This window comes from Colwellia sp. SU-HH01217 (assembly GCF_057543495.1).
Map to the genome: position 1 here is coordinate 1 of NZ_BAAJLX010000010.1, position 21,382 is coordinate 21,382.

A 21,382-nucleotide genomic window follows, 5' to 3' on the forward strand; every position below is an offset into this window, starting at 1 on the left:
AAAGCCCGTTACGAAAGTGACGGGCTTTTTGCTAAAGTTTTAATTATTTAGCTTACTTTATGATTTCTCTTAAAGTTATTTAAATAATTAAAGTTTCTGTCTAGCGACAATAGCGACATAGTCCCACCTGATCCCATTCCGAACTCAGAAGTGAAATGTGTTAGCGCCGATGGTAGTGTGGGAGTTCCCATGTGAGAGTAGGACATTGCTAGGCTTCCTTTTAGAAAAGCCCGTTACGAAAGTGACGGGCTTTTTGCTAAAGTTTTATTATTTAGCTTACTTTATAATTTTTCTTAAAGTTATTTAAATAATTAAAGTTTCTGTCTAGCGATAATAGCGAAATAGTCATACCTGATCCCATTTCGAACTCAGAAGTGAAATGTGTCAGCGCCGATGGTTGTGTGACTTATGTTACAAAAAAGCCTATATGAGAGCGTAGCGTGACATTGCTAAACTTCTAATTTAAGCCCTTGTCTATCGACAAGGGCTTTTTTCGTTTAAAGTTTATATTATTTTAATTCGTAATTTTATTATCAAACAAGAAAATCAGGATCACTTATATGTCATGGCAACCAACACTTTCTTGGGAAAATGCAAAGGAACGTATGAAAATACTTCAATCGATCAGATCGTTCTTTATAACGCGAGATGTGGTAGAAGTTGAAACGCCACAGTTAACAAGTAACACTACGACAGATGTTCATTTAGAAGCTTTTACATGCAACTATAAATTTCTTAGCGATTCATGCGATGAACAGTCCACTCCACTTTATTTACAGACTTCACCTGAATTTGCCATGAAACGATTAATTGCCGCTGGTTATGGCTCTATTTTTCAAATCTGTAAAGCTTTTAGACATGAAGAATATGGGCGATTTCATAACCCTGAGTTCACAATACTTGAATGGTATCGTTTAGGCTTTGATCATTTTGAATTAATGGATGAAGTAGCAGAATTACTGATTGTAACTCTTAAATGTGAAAAACCTGAAAAAATTACCTATCAAGATGCTTTTTTAAACATTGTTGATATTGACCCTTTAACGGCATCTCGTAACCAGTTAATTAAGATAATTAAAGACAATAACAAGTTATCTAACTGGTTAGAAGTTGAATCTAATATTGATACCTTATTGCAGTACGTTTTTAGCGAAATTATTGAGCCTTGTATAGGGCAAGAAGTTCCTTGTTTTGTTTATAATTTTCCAAGCTCTCAAGCCTCCCTTGCGCAACTTTGTGAGGATGATCCACGAGTTGCGCATAGATTTGAATGCTACTTTAAAGGGGTAGAGTTAGTTAATGGTTTTAATGAGTTAACTGATGCTAAGCAGCAGTTAACTCGCTTTAATTTAGATAATGAGAAGCGGAAAGCAAATGGCCTTGTTGAAAAGCCGATTGATAGAAAATTTTTGGCAGCGCTAAATTCAGGTCTGCCTCAATGCTCCGGTGTAGCTTTAGGGATAGATCGCTTGTTAATGTTAGCATTAGATTTAGAGCATATTAAACAAGTGATGAGTTTTACTGTAGAAAACGGGTAAATTAAATAATGTGATATTATATCAATTGTGATACTATCTCATATTGAAATTTCATGATCCGATAGTTTGCTTACAGGTTTTAAATTAATGCTCGATAGAATAGGAATTACAGCGACATCGTTATGTGCCTTACATTGCATATTGCTGCCTGTGTTGTTACCTGCTTTACCTTTATTAGGGTTGGGCTTTTTAGCTGATCATTCTTGGGAACATATGTTCTTAATCTCTACTGCAATCTTAGGCTCAATTGCTTTGTTTTCAGGATTTAAACGTTATCATCGTAAACTATACCCATTTTACTTACTTTTTTTAGGCGTTGGAATTTATTGGGTTAAACATGATTTTTCTGAAGAACTAGAAGTGTTCTTCATTGTTATAGGTGCTTCATTAATTGTTGCTGCCCACTTTATCAATTTAAAACTATGTAATAGTTGTAAAGCATGTACAGATGAAGGTTGCCAATCTAGCTAATTAATTAGCAACCTACATATTATTAAACGCTGCTATAGCGTAATATCTAAATCTTTTAATTTTCTTGTTAAAGTATTTCTTCCCCAACCTAGTTTTTTAGCTGCTTCTTGCTTATGTCCTTGAGTGTAAACTAAGGCTCTATCGAGCATAATTCTTTCAAATTCAGGCAGAGCATCATCTAAAATAGCACTACGTCCCGAGGCCAATTGTTCATCCATCCAGAAGCTAAGTGATTCCTGCCAAGTTTGTCCTGTAGTTACTTCCGTCGCGCGTTGGTTTAATTCTGAAGGCATATCTTCGACAAGAATTTCTTTACCGCTCGCCATTACTGTTAAGAATCGACAAATATTTTCTAATTGTCGAACATTGCCAGGCCAATTTGATTGAGTCAGATATTTAACAGCATCTTTATGTAGAAGCTTCTGTTCGACACTGAGTTCCTGTGATGCTAATTTTAAAAAGTGATTTGCAAGCTGTTCTATATCTTCTTTTCTTTCTCTTAAACTTGGTAACTGTATTCTGATTACATTAAGTCGATGAAATAGATCTTCTCTAAATTCATTCTTGTTAACTCTTTCTTCAAGATTTTGATGGGTTGCAGCAATTATTCTAACATCTACTTTTATCGGAGAGTGACCGCCAACACGGTAAAATTGCCCTTCAGCTAGTACACGTAAAAGACGGGTTTGAATATCAAGGGGCATATCGCCTATTTCATCAAGAAAGAGTGTGCCATTATGGGCTTGTTCAAATCTTCCGTGTCTAACAGCATTTGCTCCTGTAAATGCACCTTTCTCATGGCCAAAAAGCTCTGATTCGATTAAATCTTTGGGTATTGCAGCCATGTTAAGGGGGATAAAAGGTTGTTTTGCTCTAGGGCTATGCATGTGCAAGGCGTGGGCAACTAACTCTTTACCTGTTCCAGATTCACCATTGATTAATACACTAATACTTGAACGTGATAACCGACCGATAGCACGAAAAACCTCCTGCATAGCTGGAGCTTCACCAATGATCCCAACAGGTGCAGGGGAATCATCTTGTTTCTTATTTTTGGCTTTTGTCTCTCTAGCATGTGTAATTGCACGTTTACTTAGGGCGACAGCGTCATCAATATCAAAAGGTTTTGGCAGGTATTCAAAGGCCCCACCTTGGTAAGCATTTACAGCACTATCAAGATCAGAATGTGCAGTTATAATAATAACGGGTATATTAGGATGTTGTTCACTAATTTTATTGAGTAAAGTCATCCCGTCCATATTCGGCATACGTATATCTGAAATAATAACTTCAGGTTGATCGTGTAATAATGCGCTAAGTAAATTATCCGCACTGTCAAAAGAAGCTGAGCTGATATTGGCGCCTGTTAATGCCTTTTCAAGGACCCATCTTATCGAACTGTCATCGTCTACTATCCAAACTTGTTCAGTGTTCATGATTAATTCTCTGCGCTATAGTTTTCAAAAAGGGGTAATAAAATTTTAAATTCTGTGTGACCGGGTCGACTAATACATGATAATTTTCCTTGATGTTGGTGTATAAGGGTTTGTGATATAGATAAGCCTAAACCCGTACCATTTTCTCGGCCCGAAACCATTGGATAAAATAGTGTATCTTGTATGTTTAAAGGAATACCTGGCCCATTATCGATAATGCTTATTTGAATACATAACTTTATGCGCTTACCATTAATGGTTTGATTACTCGCAATTCTAGTTTTTAAAGTAATGATCCCTTTATGATCTAATACTTGGCTGGCATTGTTAGCTATATTTAATATAGCCTGTTGTAACTTGTCTTCATCGAAGACAATATCAGGAATAGAAGGGTCGTAGTCGCGTTTTAGCGCGATTCCTTTACTTTCATCATATGAAATAAGCTGATGGACTTTTTCTAATACTAAATGGACATTTTGTTCAGTCATTTTAGGAAGTTGATTAGGGCCTAACAAACGGTCAACTAAGTTGGTGAGTCGGTCTGCTTGCTCAATAATCATTTCGGTATATTCTTGCTGATCTTGATTCAATTCTTTACTAAGTAACTGTGCAGCACCTCTTAATCCGCCTAACGGGTTTTTAATTTCATGTGCTAACCCTTTTATTAAGTCTCGAGCTGATTCCCATTGCTGTTGTTGAAATACATCTAAACTGATTTGTTTTTGTTGATCTATGCGCTTAAATTCTAATAAAAGGTGATTCGTTTTATTAAACTCAACAGAGGATGCTGTTACTTCAATCGTAATACGGCCTCCATCTATAAACTCAACAATAACATCGTTATTAGTAAACTCTTGCCCTGTATCAAATAACTCTGTTAAGCAATTACTGTCAAGTTCTTTGGAGAGAAAAACATCAGTAAATTTTAAACCGAATAGTTTGTTTAAACTTTTTATTAATAACGCTTCAGCTGCAGGGTTTAAATATTGAATGGTTAATTTTTCGTCAAGTACCACAACAGCGTTAACCATTTGATTGGCTAACTGTTGTTGGTAACTTAATTTCAAGTCTTGAATTTTCTGGCGATTGTGCAAGCTAAAACCTTTTGCACCAATTTGGTGCTCTATTTAATTCAGTTTACTGAATAATTGCTTTATTTGCACTGAATAGGCTAATTAACCGAGGCTCTGTGCATATAAAAGGTAGTTACCTCTGATGATGCAATAACCTTGCCTGCTTTATCAATTAGTTCCATTTTGATTTGATGTTCACCTCTATCAATATTTTTTAATGAAAATAGGGTGTGTTTTTGTGGTCCTTGGTGAGCTTTACCATCTACGTATAGCTGTATTTTAAAACCCCGTTGAAAGATAGGCTTTATTCCCCCGCTAATAAATATTGATCCCGTGTTATCTCTTATGGTGGCATTATTTTTAGGTTGAGTTATTATAACACTATATTCATCGTTGAGTTCTTTGGGCTTTATATCAAGAAGGGAAGTTTCGACTTTCATCATTGGTACTACGGCAGATTCTGGTTTTAATTTTACTTCTTCAGCGCCAGCACGAGGGCTGTCAGAAAAAACTAATACACCAGCTTCATTGCGCCAAACGTATATTTTCGTCGAGGCCGCCCACACAGGTGTTGCGAGGCAAAAGATTAATAAAGTTGCGACGAAATATTTAATCATGATTTAATTTACTGTCTCCATACAAGTAATTATTTAATAATCTATCCAAATTATCGTATATTAGCTACAAAAAAGCTCACCTAAGTGAGCTTTTTTTATCATTACGAGTAAATAAAACGTAATATTAATAATTCATTAACAATTAAACGCTGTAATATAATTCAAACTCTAATGGATGAGTTGTCATGTTTACAAGTTGAGACTCTTCACGTTTAAGTTGAACATATGCATCAATCATGTCTTTGTCCATTACACCACCTGCAGTTAAGAATTCATAATCAGCTTCTAAACTTTGAAGTGCATCTTCAAGCGATGTAGCTACTTGAGGGATCGTTGCTGCTTCTTCTGCCGGTAAGTCGTATAAATCTTTATCCATAGCATCGCCAGGGTGGATTTTATTTTTAATACCGTCAAGGCCAGCCATTAATAAAGCAGTGAAAGCTAAATATGGGTTAGCTGCTGGATCAGGGAAGCGAGCTTCAATACGCATAGCTTTTGGAGAAGGAACAATTGGAATACGAATAGACGCAGAACGGTTACGAGCTGAATAAGCAAGCATTACCGGTGCTTCAAAATGAGGAACTAAGCGCTTATAAGAGTTAGTTGAAGGGTTAGTAAATGCATTAAGTGCTTTAGCATGCTTGATGATACCGCCAATGTAGTAAATAGCTAATTCAGATAAACCGCCGTATTTATCACCAGCAAATAAGTTTACACCGTCTTTCGCTAATGATTGGTGAACATGCATACCTGAACCGTTATCGCCAACAAGTGGTTTAGGCATAAAGGTAGCTGTTTTGCCGTATGCATGAGCTACGTTATGAACAACGTATTTATAAATTTGAACTTCATCGGCTTTTTTAACTAAAGTATTAAAACGGCAAGCGATTTCATTTTGACCACAAGTAGCAACTTCATGATGATGTGCTTCAACAACTAAGCCCATTTCTTCCATAACTAAACACATCGCAGAACGTAAGTCTTGTGATGAATCCACTGGTGATACTGGGAAATAACCGCCTTTAACACCAGGACGATGTCCCATGTTGCCTTCTTCGTATTCTGTACCTGAATTCCAAGCAGCTTCTTTGTCATCAATTTTGTAGAAAGAACCGCTCATGTCAGTACTAAAACGTACGTCATCAAATAAGAAGAACTCTGGTTCAGGACCAATTAATACAGTATCTGCAATACCCGTGCTACATAAATATTCTTCAGCACGCTTTGCAACAGAGCGTGGATCGCGGCTATAACCTTGCATTGTATTTGGTTCAACAATGTCACAACGGATATTTAAAGTTACCGCATCAGTAAATGGGTCTAATACCACAGAATCAGCATCAGGCATAAGCACCATGTCAGACTCATCTATACCTTTCCAGCCTTCAATAGATGAACCATCAAACATTTTTCCATCTTCGAAAAAATCTTCATCAACTTGGTGATGAGGAATTGAAACATGTTGTTCTTTACCTTTCGAATCAGTAAAACGAAGGTCTACAAATTTAACATCCTGTTCTTTGATTAGATCTAAAACTGCTTGTGACATAAATTGTCTCCGATATTTTTAGTAAGTTTATGTATAAATTAATCTGTTAGCCCTATAAAGCTAGAACCATGCCAATGATAATGTTATTGATATTTAAGACTTTTTTGTTTTCCTTATCCATCTTTTGCACTGTGTTGGTGCGTTCGGTGGATCAGGTTGGTGCACTCTGGTTTTTGTTGCACTAAATGTAAGCTATAGCTTAACGATAGTTGGTAAAATAGCCATCTTTTTTGATATAAAACTAATTGTTATCTTTATTTGAATTACTCCTGTATAATATGCGCCCAATTAAAGCCCTATTAAATTTTTGAAATATTCTAGAGCTATTTTAGAATTATTTTTATTAAAGTGAGTAACGCCAGTGTTAGATAAATTACGTAATGTAGCCATCATCGCCCATGTCGATCATGGTAAAACCACCTTAGTTGATAAGTTACTTGAGCAATCAGGGACTTTGGATGCACGTGTAGGGCATGACGAACGTGTAATGGATTCAAATGATATCGAAAAAGAACGTGGTATTACGATTCTAGCCAAGAATACGGCTGTAAACTGGAACGATTACCGTATTAATATCGTAGACACTCCTGGTCACGCCGATTTCGGTGGCGAGGTTGAGCGTGTTATGTCGATGGTTGATTCAGTGTTATTAATTGTTGATGCTCAAGAAGGCCCTATGCCACAAACGCGTTTTGTTACGCAAAAAGCTTTTGCTCAAGGGTTAAAGCCTATTGTTGTTATTAACAAAATTGACAAGCCAGGTTCTCGTCCTGATTGGGTAATGGATCAAGTATTTGAATTGTTTGATAACCTTGGCGCTACAGATGAACAACTTGACTTTAAAGTTGTCTATGCATCAGCAATCAATGGTTGGGCTACATTAGATGAAGGTGAAACAGGCACAGACATGATGCCATTGTTTAACACTATTGTTAGCGAAGTTCCTTCACCACAAGCTGATCCAGATGGTGCCTTCCAAATGCAAATTTCTCAACTTGATTACAGCTCATATTTAGGTGTAATTGGTGTTGGACGAATCACTCGTGGTAGCGTTAAGCCTAACCAACAAGTGACAGTAAAATGTGCAGCAGGCAACCTACATAACGGTAAAGTTGGTAAAGTGTTTGGTTACCTAGGACTTGATCGCCATGAAACAGAGCTAGCTCAAGCAGGTGACATTATTGCGATTACCGGTTTAGGTGAGTTAAAAATTTCAGATACGATTTGTTGTCCAAATGAAGTTGAAAGCTTACCAGCGCTTTCAATCGATGAGCCGACTATCAACATGACTTTCCAAGTAAATACTTCACCATTTTGTGGTAAAGAAGGTAAGTTTGTTACTTCAAGAAACATTAAAGATCGTTTAGAAAAAGAATTAGTACATAATGTTGCGCTTCGTGTTGAGCAATTAGATGATCCGGATAAATTTAAAGTATCAGGCCGTGGTGAACTTCACCTAGGTATATTAATTGAAAACATGCGTCGTGAAGGTTATGAGTTAGCGGTATCTCGTCCAGAAGTTATTGAACGTGAAATTGACGGCGTATTACACGAACCTTATGAAACGGTAACGATTGATGTGGAAGAACAGCATCAAGGTTCCATCATGGAAAAAATGGGTGTTCGTAAAGCTGAACTAACAGACATGGCACCAGATGGTACTGGCCGTATCCGTATGGATTTCATTATGCCAAGTCGTGGTTTAATCGGTTTCCAAACTGAATTTATGACATTAACGTCAGGTTCAGGCTTAATTTATCATACGTTCTATGAATATGGCCCCCATAAAGGTGGCGATATTGGTCAACGTTTAAATGGTGTAATGATAGCGAATGCGACAGGTAAAGCATTAACCAACGCATTATTTAATTTACAATCTCGCGGACGCATGATGATCGGTCATGGATTAGAAATCTATGAAGGACAGATTATCGGAATTCATAGTCGTGATAACGATTTAACTGTTAATGCACTTAAAGGTAAGCAGTTAACTAACGTTCGTTCATCAGGTACCGATGAAGCACAAGTATTAACACCACCTATTATTATGACGTTAGAGCAAGCTCTAGAATTTATTGATAATGATGAATTAGTTGAAGTTACACCTGAAAGCATACGTATTCGTAAAAAATTCTTGAAAGAGAGCGATCGTAAGCGTGAAGGCAGAGCTGCTAAATAATTGGTCATGTTATTAATTTAAAAGCATTGCGATAAAAAAAACCGTGTAATAGCTTAATATTACACGGTTTTTTTTATTAAGCGCTAAGTCATTGTAGATAAGTCAATCTTCAAATTTAGTTAACGGTTTATCCACCACTAATGATATGTTTTTTAATGACTTTACTCATCGATAACGCTTCGTTTTCAGGTAAAGGCTCAAAACCAGCTAAAAAGTAAATAACCTTTTGTCCTTTCTCTGCTAATTCAATGGCATGCTGAAAATTAATCATCAGTGAGGAAGCAATACTTTGCGGGTATTTATCAGCATCACGTCTTACATACTCAATTAACGCAATATTAACTTCATCATCATAAAATACAGCATCGGCAAATTGTAATTCCCTATGCGCTTTTAATGTTAGGTTATCTGGATTTCCATCTTGAGTATGAACGAAAACAATCTCACCTGTAGGAGGAAGGACTTCGGTTTTTAAACTGCTAATAAGTTGTTGCTCAGCAGAGTTTGTATCTCCTGCTAAAATTTGTTCTCCAATAGCGCCTCTTAAAGTGTTTTCCCAAAAAGTACGACGATTTCTAATTCCTTTAATTCTTGCTTTTACATGATCACGAAATTTTAAAGAAAAATCGGCAAGCAAGCCGTAATTGTCTGGTAATACTTTCTCTATTTGCTCACGCAACATCCTGATCAAAATTGGTGCACTGCCAGAACTCGACAACGCGATGATCATCGGGGCACGATCAATTATCGAAGGCGTGATGTAGCTACATAATTGAGGTTGGTCAACAACATTAACCAAAATTTTTAACGCACTTGCTTCTTGATATACTAATGTATTGATTTCGGTATTGTCAGTGGCAGCTATCACTAAATTCTTGTCACTGAGTAATCCAGCTTGATAATTATGGGGCAACCAAGTTAACTGATGCTTATCTATTAAAGCATCAACACTGGCGCTCAGTTGCGCTGACATAATAGTAATTTTAGTCGTCGACTTTAACAATAAGTCAATTTTACGCGCGGCTACATCACCCCCGCCAATAATTATTGCGTTAATGTTTTTAGCATCAAGGAAAATAGGAAAATATTTCATTGTAATATCATGGTTAACTGTAAGGGAAATTCGCTTAACTATCCTACTATGAAGACTTTGCTGAGTATAGCTTCTAACAACAAGATGTTGGATAGCACTATATTTTGTTGAGTCATGAATGATAAACTAACGCAATAAAATATTTAACAGATCAACAGAGATTTATCATGCCTTGGATACAACTTAGATTAAGTGCCGATGAAGAAACCGCAGAAAAGTACAGTGATTGGCTTTCTGCTTGCGGTGCAAAGGCAGTCACTTTTATTGATGCGCAAGATACTCCAATATACGAGCCATTACCTGGCGATGAAGTCATTTATTGGTCGAATACCGTTGTTATGGGTTTGTATGATGCAAGCTACGATATGGATAAAGTATTAACTTACCTCAAAAGTATCCATCCTGATAAAGAATCGATGCAATACAAGCTAGAGCAACTCGAGGATAAAGATTGGGAGAGGGAATGGATGGATAACTTTCACCCAATGAAATTTGGCGAGCGATTATGGATCTGTCCTAGCTGGCGAGATGTACCTGAGCCTGATGCTGTAAATGTTATGTTAGATCCAGGTTTGGCTTTTGGTACAGGTACTCATCCAACAACGGCATTGTGTTTAACTTGGTTAGATGGTTTAGATTTAGCCGATAAAACGGTTGTCGATTTTGGTTGTGGCTCAGGAATTTTATCACTTGCTGCATTGAAATTAGGCGCGAAAAAGGTCATCGGAATTGATATTGACCCACAAGCATTGCAAGCGAGTCTGGCTAATGCGCAACGGAACAAGGTTGAAGACAGACTTGAGTTGTATCTACCAAAAGATCAACCCAGCTTAACGGCCGATGTAGTCGTGGCTAATATTCTGGCCGGTCCATTACGAGAATTAGCGCCCACCATTATGCAATTTGTCGGTGAGAAAGGCGATTTAGCACTTTCGGGAGTACTGGAAAACCAAGCTCAGGAATTACAAACTATTTATGGGCAATGGTGCAATATGTCTCAGGTGACAATTCAAGAAGAGTGGGTGCGATTAAATGGCACGCGTAAATAACAAAATCTACTAGAAAATTCATTAAAAATGTGTACGAAATTTGTGATTAAACGTACGAATTTCGCACGCATCAATCATTTAGAAAAAGTCAATATTAAAAACGCGAAAAAAATCAAATATTGTTCAATTTATATGCTTTGCAATTGCAATAAAAACGCGTACACTGAGCGCCCTTTTGACCAAGAGCTCAAAAAAACAGCACTGTGAATATAGGTCCTTACCAATTAGCCAATAATGTAATTTTAGCGCCCATGGCGGGAATTACTGATCAACCTTTTAGACAACTGTGTTGTCGAATGGGGGCTGGTATGGCGGTATCCGAAATGCTTTCAGCTAACCCTAAAGTATGGAATACCGAAAAATCTAAACTCAGAATGTTACATGGCGATGAGGCAGGAATTAGAGCGGTACAAATCGCGGGTTCTGATCCTGAAGAAATGGCACATGCAGCTCAGGTTAATGCAAATAATGGCGCTCAAATTATTGATATCAATATGGGGTGCCCTGCAAAAAAGGTAAATAAAAAATTAGCGGGATCTGCATTACTTAAAGCTCCATCACAAGTTGAACAAATTGTTAAAGCTGTGGTGAATGCGGTAAGTATTCCAGTCACTCTAAAAATTCGCACAGGTTGGTGTGAAAATTCGCGCAATGGTATTGAAATTGCGAAAATTGCAGAAGCTAATGGTATTCAATCTTTAGCTGTACATGGTCGAACTCGCTGTGACTTTTATAAAGGTGCAGCTGAATACGATACGATTAGAGCAATTAAGCAAGCAGTGTCAATTCCTGTTGTTGCGAATGGTGATATAACCTCAGTAGAAAAAGCTGAGCAAGTATTAAGTTACACCGGAGCTGATGCAATAATGATTGGTCGTGCAGCCCAAGGACGTCCTTGGATATTCAGGGAAATTAATCATTTCTTGAAAACTGGCACGCATTTATCGGCTCCAACTATAGAAGAAGTTGGTTCAATTTTAATTGGCCACGTAAAGGAATTACACGCCTTCTATGGTGAATTTATGGGTGTAAGAATTGCCCGAAAGCATGTTTCTTGGTATATGCAACAGCATGATCAAGAGAAAACGTTTAGATCTGCTTTTAATGGTTTGTTGTCAGTTGAAGAACAACTCGAATCATTAAATTTGTATTTTGAACACTGATTTTATTTAATTTAAGAAAGAGTCTAACTTTTATGTTTGAACAAAATATTTCCTCTCCATTTGTTACCGGTGACTTACAAGCACAAACTAAAGCTTCACCATTGCGCACACAAGCTAAAATAGCGATCAGTAACTACTTATCGCAATTAAATGGCAATGATGTTGATGACATGTACGACCTTGTACTTTCTGAAATTGAAGCGCCGATGCTTGAAGAAGTAATGAAGTATACGCGTGGTAACCAAACCCGTGCAGCTAACTTGTTAGGTATTAACCGCGGTACTTTACGTAAGAAGTTAAAAAAATACGGCATGAATTAATAGTAAGCAATTATTGTTTGCTTTTGAAAGCACCTTCGGGTGCTTTTTGACATTTTAAAGGATTAAAATGTAGGGAAGGAAAAAAGTTTTCTTTCACACTCTCAAATGAGAACCGCCAAGGATATATGTCATAGGCCAGACACAACTTATTTTAAGGTTACAAGATAGTAATGGATACTCCACGCCCAATTAAACGCGCACTACTTAGTGTTTCTGATAAAACTGGTATTGTTGATTTTGCTCGTAGTTTAGCTCAAAAAGGTGTTGATATTTTATCAACTGGCGGTACTGCCAAATTATTAGCCGACAGCGGCATTAAAGTTACCGAAGTTTCTGAATACACCGGACACCCTGAGATTATGGACGGCCGTGTAAAAACGCTTCACCCTAAAGTACACGGTGGGATCTTAGCACGTCGTGGTACAGACGAAGCTGTGATGGCAGAAAACAATATTAGCGCAATTGATATTGTAGTGGTTAACTTGTATCCATTTGCTAATGCAGTAGCTGATGAAAACTGTTCATTAGAAAATGCGATTGAAAACATCGATATCGGCGGACCGACAATGGTACGTGCGGCAGCAAAAAATCATAAAGATGTTACCATCGTTGTTAATGCAAGCGACTATACACGCGTATTAGCAGAAATGGACAGTAACAATGATTCATTGTCTTACCAAACACGTTTCGATTTAGCTATTGCCGCTTACGAACATACTGCTGCTTATGACGGCATGATTGCTAATTATTTTGGTAAAATGTTACCGGCTCATCATAGCGAAGCAGGCACTGAAGCAAGTAAGTTTCCACGCACGTTTAATAGTCAATTTATTAAAACTGAAGATTTACGCTATGGTGAAAACTCTCATCAACAAGCAGCGTTTTATGTAGAAGCGAACCCTGAAGAAGCATCCGTATCAACCGCAAAACAATTACAAGGTAAAGCATTATCGTATAATAATATTGCTGATACAGATGCAGCACTTGAATGTGTGAAAGAATTTGATGAACCTGCTTGTGTTATTGTTAAGCACGCTAACCCTTGTGGTGTTTCAATTGGCGATAATATTTTAGCTGCTTACGAAGGTGCCTATAAAACCGATCCAACGTCAGCCTTTGGTGGTATTATTGCTTTTAACCGTGAATTAGACGCTGATACTGCAGAAGCTATTGTTTCTCGTCAATTTGTTGAAGTGATTATTGCACCTAGTGTATCAGCTGCAGCAGCACAAATTGTGTCAGCTAAACCTAACCTTCGTTTATTAGAGTGTGGTCAGTGGGATACTCAAACAACAGGTTTAGATTATAAGCGCGTTAATGGTGGCTTATTGGTTCAAGATCGCGATCAAGGCAGTGTTTCAAGTGATGACTTAAAAGTAGTCACTAAACGCCAACCTACTGAAGACGAATTTAGAGATTTACAATTTTGTTGGAAAGTAGCTAAGTATGTTAAGTCAAATGCGATTGTCTATGTAAAAAACAGTATGACTATTGGTGTAGGCGCAGGTCAAATGAGCCGAGTATATTCTGCTAAAGTTGCCGGTATTAAAGCAGCAGATGAAAACTTAGAAGTAAAAGGCTCTGTTATGGCATCTGATGCATTTTTCCCATTCCGTGATGGATTAGATGCGGCGGCTGAAGCCGGTATAACTGCTGTTATTCAGCCTGGTGGTTCAATGCGTGATGATGAAGTTATTGCCGCAGCAGATGAGCATGGCATTGCTATGGTCTTTACCGGTATGCGTCACTTCCGTCACTAAGCTTGTTGAGGCTCGCAAGAGCCTCATTTAAGAGTTAATGCATGACATTTAGATAAAGAGTCGTTATCACACGATAATTACACTTTATCTATAAGTTATTTCTGTTATAACTAGTCTAGTTCTTTTGAGTTACTCAAATAAATTCGCCTATTTACTTAAAGTTAATGGAAAATAAACTATGTTATTTACTAAAAAAGTATTCAAAAAAAATAATCTAATGTCAATATTAAGCGCATCTGTGCTTAGTGTGAGCCTTTTATCATCCGGTTTAGCTAACGCTCATGGCCCTACAGATCTTCAAAGTGCTATTGAAAGCGGTGCCCGAAGCGATAAAAATAAAGCGCGTGATGTTTATCGCCATCCAGAAGCAACATTAAAATTCTTTGGTTTTGAGCCATCAATGACAGTTGTTGAAATTACTCCTGGTGGTGGCTGGTATACTGAAATTCTAGCGCCTGCTTTAAAAGATCATGGTAAATTATACGGTGCACATTACCCTGATACTGGTGAAGATAATTACTACAGTAAATCACGTCAACGTTTAGAAAAAAAGATTGCCGATAATGCTATTTTTAGTGAAGTAGAATTAACCGATTTTACCCCTAAAAAAGAAAGCACTTTAGCGCCGAAAAACAGTGCTGATTTAGTCCTTACATTCCGTAATTTACATAACTGGGGTGAGGAAGGGGTTGCCCAAGTGTTTAAAGACTCTTTTAATGCATTGAAAGCGGGTGGCATTTTAGGTGTCGTTGAACACCGTATGCCTGCTTCTCAAGATTGGGAAGCCAACAAGAAAAGCGGTTATATGCCTACAGCCATGGTAGTTAAATTAGCGAAAGATGCAGGCTTTGTATTAGCTGCTAGTAGTGAAATAAATGCTAATGCTAAAGATAATGCCAACCACCCTAAAGGTGTTTGGACATTACCGCCAAGTTTAGCTTTAGGCGATAAAGATAAAGAAAAATACCTCGCGATTGGCGAAAGCGATCGCATGACATTAAAATTTATAAAGCCAGCACTTAAATAAGTGCTGTTTCTAATATTCTAGGAAATAAAAATGAAAGTATTGGTTATTGGTGGTGGTGGTCGTGAACATGCTTTGGCGTGGAAAGCAGCGCAATCGGCAAACGTTTCACAGGTTTTTGTTGCGCCAGGTAATGCAGGCACAACAACAGAAGATAAGTTAGAAAATGTAGCAATTAGCGCTACCGATATTCCTGCTTTATTAACTTTTGTTAAAGAAAATAATGTTGAATTAACCATTGTTGGTCCTGAAGCACCTTTAGTTGATGGTGTTGTTGATACTTTCAGAGCACAAGGACTCGCTATTTTTGGACCGACTAAAGGCGCTGCACAGCTTGAAGGTTCAAAAGCTTTTTCAAAAGATTTCTTCGCTCGTCATAAAATACCTACGGCGACTTATCAAAACTTTACTAACATTAGTGAAGCCAAAGAATATGTTCGTCAACAGGGGACGCCTATTGTCATTAAAGCGGATGGTTTAGCAGCAGGCAAAGGCGTTATTATTGCTGAAAATGAACAACAAGCTTTTATTGCCATTGATGATATGCTTGAAGGCAACAAATTCGGTGATGCTGGCTCTCGTGTGGTTATTGAAGAGTTTTTAACAGGTGAAGAAGCGAGTTTTATTGTCATGATTGATGGCGAAAATATTTTGCCATTCGCTTCATCACAAGATCACAAAGCTCGTGATAATGGAGATAAAGGTCCAAACACAGGTGGTATGGGGGCTTATTCTCCGGCACCTGTTGTTACACAAGCTGTGAATGACTGGGCAATTGAAAATGTAATACGTCCAACAGTTGATGGCATGAAAGCTGAAGGCAATACTTATACTGGTTTTCTTTATGCAGGATTAATGATTGCTGAAGATGGCACAGCTAAAGTTTTAGAGTATAACTGTCGTTTTGGCGACCCTGAAACACAACCTATTATGATGCGTTTGCAATCTGATTTAGTTGAGCTTTGTTTAATGGCTTGTAATGGCGAGTTAGATAAAGCAACAATCGAGTTTGATCAACGAGCAGCCGTTGGTGTTGTGTTGGCAGCAGGCGGTTACCCTAATGATTATGCTAAAGGTATGGTTATTTCTGGTTTGCAAACAAATACCCGTGAAAACGCTAAAGTGTTTCATGCTGGTACTTCAATGAAAGGCGGAAACGTTGTTACCGCAGGCGGTCGTGTTTTATGCGCTACTGCTTTAGGTCATTCAGTTACAGAAGCTCAGCAGCTTGCTTATGAGTTAGTCAATGAAATAAGTTGGGACGATATGTTTTATCGTACCGATATTGCTTATCGTGCGATTTCTCGAGAAATAACAAAATAGTTTAACTGATAATCCAAGTTAATCTCTGGATCGGTGATCGTTATATTTCAGGTAGTTAAAAGATTTTCACCAAGATCGAATTAATTATTATGCAGGTTAAAGCTCGGATCTTTACCTGCTTTCCAAAACACCTCTCGGATCACCTTTATAATTAGTACGTTTTTTAATCAGTCTGGCTATGATTAATAAATCAAATTTTACCACGCAGCCCATGTATACCAACACATGTCACTCTTTAATAGTATACTAAAAATCTAATATTTTCCATTGTTTTTGACTGTGTTCCAATTGTTGATTGTGACTGTTAATAGGGAGTGTTTTGAAGAGGGAGTTATAAAGGAGTTTATTCATTTCGGAAAGAAACTTATAAAGTGAGTGAGGATAGGATGATTATCTGATCTTATAATTTGATGAAAGCTCATCAATCATTTGAAACTATATCGTTTGCGTTGATTAGACTACCTTTCAAGCCATGTCATGAATTGAGGTTTAGATACTATTATTGAATCTAACATCAAAGGAGACGCCATGCATCCATTAATGTCACCTGTCCAAGTTGAATGAAGTAAATCACCATAAGTTAGATTATTTTTTATTAATAATGGCTCGCTTGCATTAACTGTTATTGTTTCTCCCTCTCCTTTAATATTTGTACTCATATGTTTTAGTAATAACTTGGCAACATCCAGGGTATTAAAAAGTCGATTTTCAATAGTTTCAGCGTTAACAGCACAAGGAATAAAGCCGTCACTGGTTAGATAATTTAAATCAGCAACAGACAAACCTAATGAAGTGGCTAAATTGAAAAGATTGATATAATAACGGCCTATATTTGGTTCTTGCTCAGCTTCATCTTTTGAATCTTCTTTAACTTCGTATTCATTTCGCTCAACTAGTGGATATTTTGGAAGCCTGCGACCATTTTTTAAAAGGGTATTATACCCTACATGCCTTTTGAACATACTAATGGGGCTTGGCTCATTTGGTAAAGCTCTCTTTCGGTTATCAGTTATTGCTTGCTCCCAATCAGGAAACGTTTTTCGGTGTAAAACTGACATTGCTTGCAAGACCAGCGTTGAGTGTTCTTTAGTATAAGGCATTGTGGCTCTTGGAACATAAGCTGTATCAAATGGTCTAGCCATTGCAGCAATTGCTGCACAAATATGAGACAAATATATTGGTTGTGTAATATCTCCGGTTAAACTTGGCCAAGTAGCCTTTTCTGCACCATATCTGCGAATTACAGGAGTTGTCGGTACTGGTAAATCAGCCCATTTTAATTGGCAATTAGGACAACATTTTAAAATGTTGCTATGCCACTTATATGCCTTGTCGCATAATGGGCAAGTATCTAAGAGGTTGCACTTATGCTCATAACAACGGGCAACTGTACCTAGTGACCAGCGCCAATCGAAACGTTCATGCTCAAGTATGCATTTTGGACAAACCCTTGGGAAATCAACTAGTAGCTTTTTGAACATTCTACCTGGTTCATTTAGCCAAGATAAATCTCCAATTGTCATTAAACTATTTATTTCTTCAGTCATATCTCTACGGCAGACCTTTGATAATGCTGAAATTAAATTCTGTTGTTGTTGCGTGTTCCACTCATACCATCTAGTGAGCTTAGGTTTTTCCATGCCTATTGCTTGTAAGAATTGAGGTAGTGTTCCTATACCGTGTGCATAGGCTAATCTAAGTAAGTAATCTATATGTGTATCTCCCTGCAAAGGTGATGGGCGATAACCTAAGAGCGCATTCAAGATGACTCTCCCTCTCTAGTGCCTGGTTTAGCTGAAGGTTTTTTCGGTTTCTCTTTCAACGAATCGATATAAGCGAGATATTTTGTTTCGACAATGGTGAGTGTAGCTTCAAAAGGGTCAAACTTACCTAAATGTTCATTAATACACATAGTTTGGTAAACTGAGCCTATATCCTCTTTAGTAATGACTGGTTTATTTGGGTTGCGAATAAGTGTCTTTAATAGAAGACGAGAGATAAAACGAGGTATGCCACGTGTTGCTAATAGTAGTCTTATTAACATATCAGGATCAGATAAAGGAATAATTGAAAAACCAAGTTCAGTAAGTGTATTATCTATGGACTTAACAAACGCAATAAAATCTAACTTATTTTCTTCTTTTACTACATTAAACGGAGTTAATGTTACTCGCTCAGTACAAACGCGCTGGTTAAGCTCAGGAAACATTTTTAAATAGTCAATGCCTTCAGATGAGCCAGAAAAAACTACTGATAAGCCTAAATCATCTATTAGCACTTTCATAAAGGTGACTACATCATTGGTAGATACTTGAGCATATCTGCGAAGTAAATGTTGAAATTCATCAAAGATGATCATGCGTACTTGTTGATATTCAATCATCCGGTATAACTTAACTAAGATAGAATCTGTTTTTTTACTTGATGGAGAAATATGTACGCCATTGTAAAGCAGTTTTTCTGCTACTCTATTGACTGTGGGCCTGCCTGGTACTCGAATTTTTAAAATTGGCAGTTTTGTAAGCTCTTTTGTAGGTTGATACTGTTCAAGCGCATATATTTCACCGATAAATGTTTCTAGAGCAAAAGTTTTACCGACTCCTGGTGAGCCATCAATGACGCAACCGATACCATCTGTACCTCCCAATAGGCCCATTTGAAAATTTTCATGTAATACTGAAATGGCGCGTTCAAAAGTATTGTGCTTAATGGTTGCGTGGTAAAATGAACGAATATTTTCAGGTAGTAAGCTTGGATCAAACTTGGCGGTGTTATGATGGCTTAGCCTAATAGGAACATGTTCAAACATTTTTATGTGCCTTAGTGTTATTGATGTCGTCAGCGCTGAAAATAGAGCCGGATTGAGTAGAATCATTTGATTCTGGTGTATTCGTTGGTGTATTTGATTCACCTGGTTTGTATTGCTCTTCTGCGTTAGCTACTGCTTGTTCAATATCTTCTGGGTTGGCGTCACGCTGCTTTTTGCTGATATTTGCTTTGCGTTGTTTCTCTGATTGTTTCTTTGCTTCTATCAACATTTGGTTGTCAGTTAGTACATTACCGCCAGTGAAGCCTTTGTTTTTATAAGGAGAAGGGGCTATTGCGTTAAACTCAGCCAAAGACATACCAGGCTTAACTCTTGGATCTTCAGTAACAACTACAAATTCATCCCCCATCACATCATCGATGACCGTGATTGAGTACAAGTCAACAGTGGAGTATTTACACTTAACTGTTGGCGGCTCTCCAGAAGCTTTTAAACGCATACCTATTGCCTTTATACGCCCATCCCAGTCGTTGTATTTAACGCGGTTAATCACTACACCGTCTTGAGAGTCGTCTCCTAAAATACGTGCTACTCGTATTTGTCCTGCTGGGTGCATTATTCTTTCATGATTAACTGGTGTTTCTGGTGTCCATCCATCGGCAATGCATTGGTCGTATTTTTCTTGAGGGGATAATCCATTAAGACCTGAATGAGAGCGTTGGTGGTAATCGTCTGTTACCCAAAGTTCAAATAAGTCACGCACCTCTTTAGCGGTTAAAACAGCTTCAGTTTCTGCATCAAAGTCAGTTTCTTTTTGCTCCTCAACAGTACCTCCATATCCTGCAATATTAACTGCATAACGTTTACGAATACTGTAATTTAGACGCTCAATAAATGGCTTGAGCCAAGGAGCGTAGCTTTGTACGATATTTATTGTACTACCTGACATTAATACAAAGCCCTGTGTCTCCATCGCGACAAATCCTGGGCCACCATCAACCACTAGTTCTTCAATCACGCCATAAAGTGGCATTCCATTGGTGCATTCAGGATTTAAGCTTTCTTTAGGCTTTGGACAAATGGCGTGTCGAATCGCAGATACGACAGTCGAGGCAGGCTCTCCTTTTCCTATTTGCATCTCATATCCCAATATCATACGTGTGTGACAGTCAATCAAAATTATAAACAGCAATGTACCTAGGTAATTGCCTTCTTCATCTCTGACACCAATAGCCAAATTCAACCCATCGGCTTCCACGCGTTGGAGAGGGCGGGAGGTGATGTAACGCTTTACAGAGTTTCTCAGGATGCGCTTGACTTCTTTACGGCTTAAATGCTTTTTAATTAACAATTCAGGAGATAGTCCGTGTACCCAATTGCGAAAAGTCTCTCGACAAGGAAGCTGATCTAAAGTCAATTTAAGAGTATTCTTGGCTCTAATTATAAAGGCATCAAAGACATCTTGAATTGAAGGTGGGCGGGGCTTTAAAAACAACTCATCAACGACTTTAAGTGCAAAATGTTTAATTTTTTCATCGTACTTAGACTTTCTAGTTTTATGGCCTGTTTTCATTACAGAAGCTGCTACACCCATTGAGTGTGTATTTTGAAGTCGTGCCCATTCACCTAACTGTGAAATGCTTGGTGGTTTTCTACCACTAAATTGTGCTTTACTGTTAAGTGTTTCCGTGGCATTGCGTATAGCTTTTTTACGAACTTCTACACCGCCCACTTTGCCAGGCCCAGTTAGTTTGTGAAGCTCATCGACAAAAAAACGTCTATATTTAGTTTCAATTTGTTGTTCAAGTGTTAGTGTATTAGAGCCTTGGAAAGGTGATTTGTCTTCAACAAAAAACAAATGATTATTGAGTGCATTATCGTATTCATCATTGGTCATCATCTGCGGTGTTAAACTTTCGTCATCAAATGCGATCGCAACATGATTTGTATCGACTATTTTCAATGTGCCGTTCTGGTCATGATAGCGAATACGTGCGCCTGTTATTTTTTTATTCATATC

General features: G+C 37.7%; 17 protein-coding genes and 2 rRNA genes. 11 read left to right on the forward strand and 8 right to left on the reverse strand.

The window, feature by feature from the left end:
* The first annotated feature begins 99 nt into the window (after window positions 1-99).
* From rrf (AC27G3_RS12530) to AC27G3_RS12545, 4 genes are all read left to right on the forward strand, one after another.
* Window positions 100-214 (forward strand): 5S ribosomal RNA (gene rrf, locus AC27G3_RS12530).
* Between the two features lie 109 nt (window positions 215-323).
* Window positions 324-455, forward strand: a 5S ribosomal RNA gene (gene rrf, locus AC27G3_RS12535).
* A 105-nt stretch (window positions 456-560) separates the two neighbouring features.
* Window positions 561-1,538 carry an elongation factor P--(R)-beta-lysine ligase gene (gene epmA / locus AC27G3_RS12540; RefSeq protein WP_487122026.1) on the forward strand — a complete coding sequence of 326 codons (978 nt, stop codon included), beginning with the start codon at window positions 561-563 and terminating at the stop codon, window positions 1,536-1,538.
* Window positions 1,539-1,625: 87 nt separating this feature from the next.
* Window positions 1,626-2,009 carry a MerC domain-containing protein gene (locus AC27G3_RS12545; protein ID WP_487122027.1) on the forward strand — a complete coding sequence of 128 codons (384 nt, stop codon included), beginning with the start codon at window positions 1,626-1,628 and terminating at the stop codon, window positions 2,007-2,009.
* Between the two features lie 32 nt (window positions 2,010-2,041).
* Here AC27G3_RS12545 and glnG read toward each other — a convergent pair whose 3' ends face one another.
* The 4 genes from glnG to glnA all read right to left on the reverse strand — a co-directional run bounded on the left by glnG (window position 2,042) and on the right by glnA (window position 6,684).
* Window positions 2,042-3,445: a nitrogen regulation protein NR(I) gene (gene glnG / locus AC27G3_RS12550; RefSeq protein ID WP_487122029.1), complete on the reverse strand. Its 1,404-nt coding sequence runs from the start codon at window positions 3,443-3,445 to the stop codon at window positions 2,042-2,044.
* A gap of 2 nt (window positions 3,446-3,447) precedes the next feature.
* Complete coding sequence (gene glnL / locus AC27G3_RS12555) at window positions 3,448-4,539, reverse strand: nitrogen regulation protein NR(II) (RefSeq protein ID WP_487122030.1); 1,092 nt, start codon at window positions 4,537-4,539, stop codon at window positions 3,448-3,450.
* 77 nt (window positions 4,540-4,616) lie between these two features.
* Complete coding sequence (locus AC27G3_RS12560; protein WP_487122032.1) at window positions 4,617-5,135, reverse strand: DUF4124 domain-containing protein; 519 nt, start codon at window positions 5,133-5,135, stop codon at window positions 4,617-4,619.
* 142 nt (window positions 5,136-5,277) lie between these two features.
* Entirely contained in the window at window positions 5,278-6,684 is a 1,407-nt protein-coding gene (gene glnA / locus AC27G3_RS12565; RefSeq protein ID WP_487122034.1) for a glutamate--ammonia ligase, read from the reverse strand.
* A gap of 361 nt (window positions 6,685-7,045) precedes the next feature.
* On the opposite strand from glnA, the gene typA reads away from it, so the two are divergent.
* Window positions 7,046-8,863, forward strand: a complete 1,818-nt coding sequence (gene typA / locus AC27G3_RS12570) for a translational GTPase TypA (protein ID WP_487122036.1) — start codon at window positions 7,046-7,048, stop codon at window positions 8,861-8,863.
* 127 nt (window positions 8,864-8,990) lie between these two features.
* Here the strand turns inward: typA and AC27G3_RS12575 are convergent, their stop codons facing one another.
* The gene (locus AC27G3_RS12575) at window positions 8,991-9,956 is read right to left on the reverse strand and encodes a precorrin-2 dehydrogenase/sirohydrochlorin ferrochelatase family protein (protein WP_487122038.1); all 966 of its coding nucleotides are present in this window, start codon (window positions 9,954-9,956) and stop codon (window positions 8,991-8,993) included.
* 167 nt (window positions 9,957-10,123) lie between these two features.
* On the opposite strand from AC27G3_RS12575, the gene prmA reads away from it, so the two are divergent.
* From prmA to purD, 6 genes are all read left to right on the forward strand, one after another.
* On the forward strand, window positions 10,124-11,005 hold the full coding sequence (gene prmA, locus AC27G3_RS12580) for a 50S ribosomal protein L11 methyltransferase (protein WP_487122040.1): 882 nt from the start codon (window positions 10,124-10,126) through the stop codon (window positions 11,003-11,005).
* A 203-nt stretch (window positions 11,006-11,208) separates the two neighbouring features.
* Window positions 11,209-12,168, forward strand: coding sequence for a tRNA dihydrouridine synthase DusB (dusB, locus tag AC27G3_RS12585; RefSeq protein WP_487122042.1), 960 nt, complete (start codon window positions 11,209-11,211; stop codon window positions 12,166-12,168).
* 32 nt (window positions 12,169-12,200) lie between these two features.
* Complete coding sequence (gene fis / locus AC27G3_RS12590; protein WP_487122044.1) at window positions 12,201-12,488, forward strand: DNA-binding transcriptional regulator Fis; 288 nt, start codon at window positions 12,201-12,203, stop codon at window positions 12,486-12,488.
* Window positions 12,489-12,658: 170 nt separating this feature from the next.
* Window positions 12,659-14,248: a bifunctional phosphoribosylaminoimidazolecarboxamide formyltransferase/IMP cyclohydrolase gene (gene purH / locus AC27G3_RS12595; protein WP_487122046.1), complete on the forward strand. Its 1,590-nt coding sequence runs from the start codon at window positions 12,659-12,661 to the stop codon at window positions 14,246-14,248.
* Between the two features lie 217 nt (window positions 14,249-14,465).
* Window positions 14,466-15,275: a class I SAM-dependent methyltransferase gene (locus AC27G3_RS12600; protein ID WP_487122048.1), complete on the forward strand. Its 810-nt coding sequence runs from the start codon at window positions 14,466-14,468 to the stop codon at window positions 15,273-15,275.
* A 30-nt stretch (window positions 15,276-15,305) separates the two neighbouring features.
* Window positions 15,306-16,595: a phosphoribosylamine--glycine ligase gene (gene purD, locus AC27G3_RS12605; RefSeq protein WP_487122049.1), complete on the forward strand. Its 1,290-nt coding sequence runs from the start codon at window positions 15,306-15,308 to the stop codon at window positions 16,593-16,595.
* A gap of 458 nt (window positions 16,596-17,053) precedes the next feature.
* On the opposite strand, the gene AC27G3_RS12610 is transcribed toward purD, so the two are convergent.
* Genes AC27G3_RS12610 through AC27G3_RS12620 form a run of 3 tightly spaced genes read right to left on the reverse strand, consistent with a single transcriptional unit; the run spans window position 17,054 to window position 21,379 of the window.
* Window positions 17,054-18,358, reverse strand: a complete 1,305-nt coding sequence (locus AC27G3_RS12610) for a TniQ family protein (protein WP_487122051.1) — start codon at window positions 18,356-18,358, stop codon at window positions 17,054-17,056.
* On the reverse strand, window positions 18,355-19,404 hold the full coding sequence (locus AC27G3_RS12615; RefSeq protein ID WP_487122052.1) for a TniB family NTP-binding protein: 1,050 nt from the start codon (window positions 19,402-19,404) through the stop codon (window positions 18,355-18,357). Before AC27G3_RS12615 ends, AC27G3_RS12610 begins: the two co-directional genes overlap by 4 nt.
* A complete protein-coding gene (locus AC27G3_RS12620; RefSeq protein WP_487122053.1) occupies window positions 19,397-21,379 on the reverse strand; it encodes a hypothetical protein in 1,983 nt (660 codons plus the stop codon). Before AC27G3_RS12620 ends, AC27G3_RS12615 begins: the two co-directional genes overlap by 8 nt.
* Between the last annotated feature and the right edge of the window lie 3 nt (window positions 21,380-21,382).